4 protein-coding genes and 1 pseudogene are annotated in these 3,699 nt (G+C 62.5%); 2 read left to right on the plus strand and 3 right to left on the minus strand.

What is annotated here, in order from left to right; genetic code table 11:
* Positions 1 to 756 (minus strand): S-adenosylmethionine:tRNA ribosyltransferase-isomerase (locus ACLP2E_RS21315; protein WP_442467054.1); only part of this gene is annotated, 756 nt, incomplete at its 3' end.
* A gap of 160 nt (positions 757 to 916) precedes the next feature.
* Positions 917 to 1,528: a transglutaminase-like cysteine peptidase gene (locus ACLP2E_RS21320; RefSeq protein WP_442461531.1), complete on the minus strand. Its 612-nt coding sequence runs from the start codon at positions 1,526 to 1,528 to the stop codon at positions 917 to 919.
* Between the two features lie 337 nt (positions 1,529 to 1,865).
* On the opposite strand from ACLP2E_RS21320, the gene ACLP2E_RS21325 reads away from it, so the two are divergent.
* Both ACLP2E_RS21325 and ACLP2E_RS21330 read left to right on the plus strand, forming a co-directional pair.
* Positions 1,866 to 2,705, plus strand: a complete 840-nt coding sequence (locus ACLP2E_RS21325) for an EcsC family protein (protein ID WP_442461530.1) — start codon at positions 1,866 to 1,868, stop codon at positions 2,703 to 2,705.
* A 90-nt stretch (positions 2,706 to 2,795) separates the two neighbouring features.
* Positions 2,796 to 3,547: pseudogene (locus ACLP2E_RS21330) on the plus strand (IS5 family transposase).
* Positions 3,548 to 3,601: 54 nt separating this feature from the next.
* Here the strand turns inward: ACLP2E_RS21330 and ACLP2E_RS21335 are convergent.
* On the minus strand, positions 3,602 to 3,699 hold a 98-nt coding region (locus ACLP2E_RS21335), incomplete at its 5' end, for a sugar transferase (RefSeq protein WP_442467055.1).

Consider the following 3,699-nt stretch of genomic DNA (forward strand, 5'->3'; position numbering starts at 1 on the left):
GAGCCGCGCCGCCGTGGCGGCGTCGATCTCCCCCCATTCGCTGTGCATGACGTGATCGGCCGTGTCTTCCGCCTTGACCGGCAGGAAGGTGCCGGCGCCAACCAGCAGCGTGACTTTCTCGATGCCGGCGCCGGCGGCCCGCGCCGCCGCCACCAGATCATCGGTGAAATGCAAACCGGCGGTCGGCGCCGCCACCGCGCCGGATTTTTCTGCGAACAAGGTCTGGTAATCTTTTGCGTCACGCGCATCCTCGGGACGCCGGGCGGCGATATAGGGCGGCAAGGGCATGTGGCCATGGGCCTGGATGGCGTCGTCGAGCGCCGGTCCGCTCAGATTGAAGGCGAGCAGGAGTTCACCGTCGTTCTTCTCCACCGCTTTCGCTGAGAGCGTCCCCATCTGGCAGGCGGCGCTATCCCCGGGTCCGCCGAACACCACCGTCTCGCCGATTTTCAGTTTTTTCGCGGGCCGGACGAAGGCCCGCCAATGCGAATCGTCCTCGCGCTTGTGAAGGGTCGCGTCGATGCGGGCGCGGATTCCGGCGCGCTCGCGCCAGCCGAACAATTGCGCCGGAATGACCCGCGCGTCGTTGACCACCAGCACGTCGCCGGGCCGCAGGAATTCCGGCAGGTCGCCGATGAGACGGTCCCGCAAGCCCTGCGGCGCGACCACGAGAAGGCGCGCCGATTCCCGAGGCTCGGCGGGCCGCAGAGCGATCCTCTCCTCGGGAAGCTCGAAATCGAACAGATCCACACGCACGCTTCGCCTCGGGATGGCTTCGCCGCTTCGCTCCTCGCAATGACGGCGCGAGAATGAGGGGATCGAGCGACGACCAGCCGCCCCGTTACCGCGCCTCGTTACGGAAGACAAACAAAAACCCCACCCTTTCGGGCGGGGCTCTCGCTTGCAGGGGGAAAAATCAGCGGGAGGCGTAGACCGGGGCGGCGACCGGGCCGAGCGACACCCAGACATTGGGGTCTTCCTGGCTCTGGCGCTTCACCAGGCGATAGGCGATGCGGTTGATCGGCTTCACCTCGTCATTGAGGTTGTCGAGAATGAATTCGCCGGCGTTGGTCTTGACGGTCAGGATGGCATGGCCCTCGTTCTGCTGGTCGCGCACCACGGTGATCAGCAGGGCCTGACGGGGAAAGCCGCGTTCGATCAGCATCTTGCGCTTCAACAAGGCATAATCCTCGCAATCGCCCTTGCCGTCCATCGGAAGGTCCCAGCGATCGACCACGCCCCAATGATCCATGTCCGAGACCGCTTCGATGCTGCGGTTGACCCAGGCGTTGACCTGCTGGATTTCGCGCAAGGCGCTCTCGGTCAGGTTAACGTCGGCCGCCGCGCCCGAGGCGGCGCATTCACCCTTGTAGCGCTGGCAGAATTCCACCCACCCGAAGGGAATGCTGGTTTCATCGCCGATCGAGGCATAAGCCACATCCTGGCCGGCCGAGGCCGCTTCCGCGAACAGCGGCGCGAACACGACGGCGAGAGCGAAACCGATGGCCTTGAGCGATGAGAAGCGCATGTCATTTCCCTTTGTTAGGGCAATAATGACCGCCTCTCTTTGGCGTCAGGATAAGTAAAACCGCCGCATTTTAGACAAACCCGTTCATTTTTCGAGTTGTTCGGATTAAGTATAAAAAGCGCTTCCGAAAAACCATCAAATTGTCGGCATTTCCCGCTATCGCCTGATTTCCCGGGCCTGCGCGGCGACGCGACGGCCCCGGGTCGCTTTGCGTCAATAATTCGGCAAGGGTCGTTCTTAACGTCGGAACCGGTTTCACGGTTAATTCGGCCCTTGATCCGCTCTTGATTGTTGACGCAAAGCCGCCATTTTTGAAATCCGCTTTGGAATCACGCGCATGAATGTCCAGTTCGACACCAGCCAGATGTCCCCCGCCGACCACGCCGCGCTTATCGACGCGGTGCGGCGGCTGGAGCGCGTCGGTCCGGCCTTGCGCCTGTCGCGGATGGTCGGCCGCAAGCTGAACCTGGCCAAGGGCCTGGCGCCGGAAAAGGTCGGCAAGATCATCGACGGCGCGGCCATGGCGGCGATGCGCGCGGCTCTTCGCGCGGCGATCGCCTCCCTTGCCGGCAAGCCGCTGCAGAACCGAAATCGGGCTCACAAACTCATGGCGGCGGCCTCCGGCGCGGCGGGCGGCGCTCTCGGTCTCGTCAGCCTGCCGTTCGAATTGCCGGTGACCACGACCGTGATGCTGCGCTCCATCGCCGATATCGCCCGCTCCGAGGGCGAGGATCTCGGCAAGCCTGAAGCAGCCCTGGCTTGCCTGGAGGTTTTCGCCCTCGACGGACGCGAAATCGGCGCCAACGTCACCGAATCCGGCTATTTCGCCGTGCGCACCCTTTTGGCGCGTTCGGTTTCGGAGGCGGCGCGCTATATCGCCAGCCGGGGAATCATCGACGAGACGGCCCCGGCCCTGGTGCGGCTGCTGGCGCAGCTCGGCTCGCGTTTCGGCGTGGTGGTCGGCCAGAAATTCATCGCCCAGGCGACGCCGGCGCTCGGCGCCTTTGGCGGCGCGGCGATCAATCTCGCCTTCATCGATCACTTCCAGTCGCTGGCCAAGGGCCATTTCACCGTGCGGCGGCTCGAGCGCCAATATGGCGAGGTCCATGTGCGCGACGAATATCAGCGCATCGCCGCCGCGCGCTTCCCCGATGAAATCCGCCCGCCCGCGGCGTAAGCGGTGGTCTAGGTTTTGTGGACTCTCGGGATTCCCAAATCAGCTGCGGCGTGAGTCAAGGCTTTCTTTTAGGAGGAAGCCTTGGCCTGTATGGACCGTCTGATATTGAGCGATGAACAATGGGAACGTGTTTCGGGCCTTATTATTGGTCGTCCGGACCAGTGTGGCTCGACCGGGCGCGATAACCGGATGTTTGTCGAAGCGATTCTCTGGATCGTGCGGACGGGCGCGCCGTGGCGCGATCTTCCCGAAGTTTTTGGCGCGTGGAACAGCGTCTTTCGACGCTTCAACCGTTGGAGCCAAAAGGGCGTCTGGCGGCGGATGTTTGAGGCGATGTCCGATGATCCAGACTTCGAATACCTGATTGTCGATTCCACCATCGTCCGGGCACATCAACACGCCAGCGGCGCAAAAGGGGGGCTCAAAATCAGGCCATTGGACGATCGCGCGGCGGACTGAGCACCAAAATTCATCTCGCCGTTCGCGGTTTGGGATGCCCGGTGCGCTTCACGCTTACGCCCGGCCAATCAGGAGATTCGCCACAGGCGGCGCCTTTGATCGAAGGCTTGCCTGCAAAGATCGTCATGGCGGACACGGCCTATGACGCCGATCATTTTCGTCAGGCGATCAACGAAAAACGCGCACTCGCCGTCATCCCCAACAATCCCTCGCGCGCCAAAAAGCACCGGCTCGACAAGCACCTCTATGCGCAGCGCCACCTCGTCGAATGCTGTTTCAGCAAACTCAAGCAATTCCGCCGCGTCGCCACCCGATATGAAAAGACGGCGAGAAACTACCTCGCCGTCGTCACAATCGCCGCAATCGCTCTATGGCTAAGATAACTGTCCACAAAACCTAGAGCGCCATCATCGACGGGTGTTGTAACGCGTCCCCGATCAATAGGCGTTCTTGCCATGCAAGACGACAACGATGGTGCGGAACAGGATCGAGAAATCGAGCGCCAGGCTCCAGTGCTTGATGTACCAGAGGTCGA

Source organism: Rhodoblastus sp. (genome assembly GCF_052145335.1).
Lineage (GTDB): Bacteria > Pseudomonadota > Alphaproteobacteria > Rhizobiales > Beijerinckiaceae > Rhodoblastus.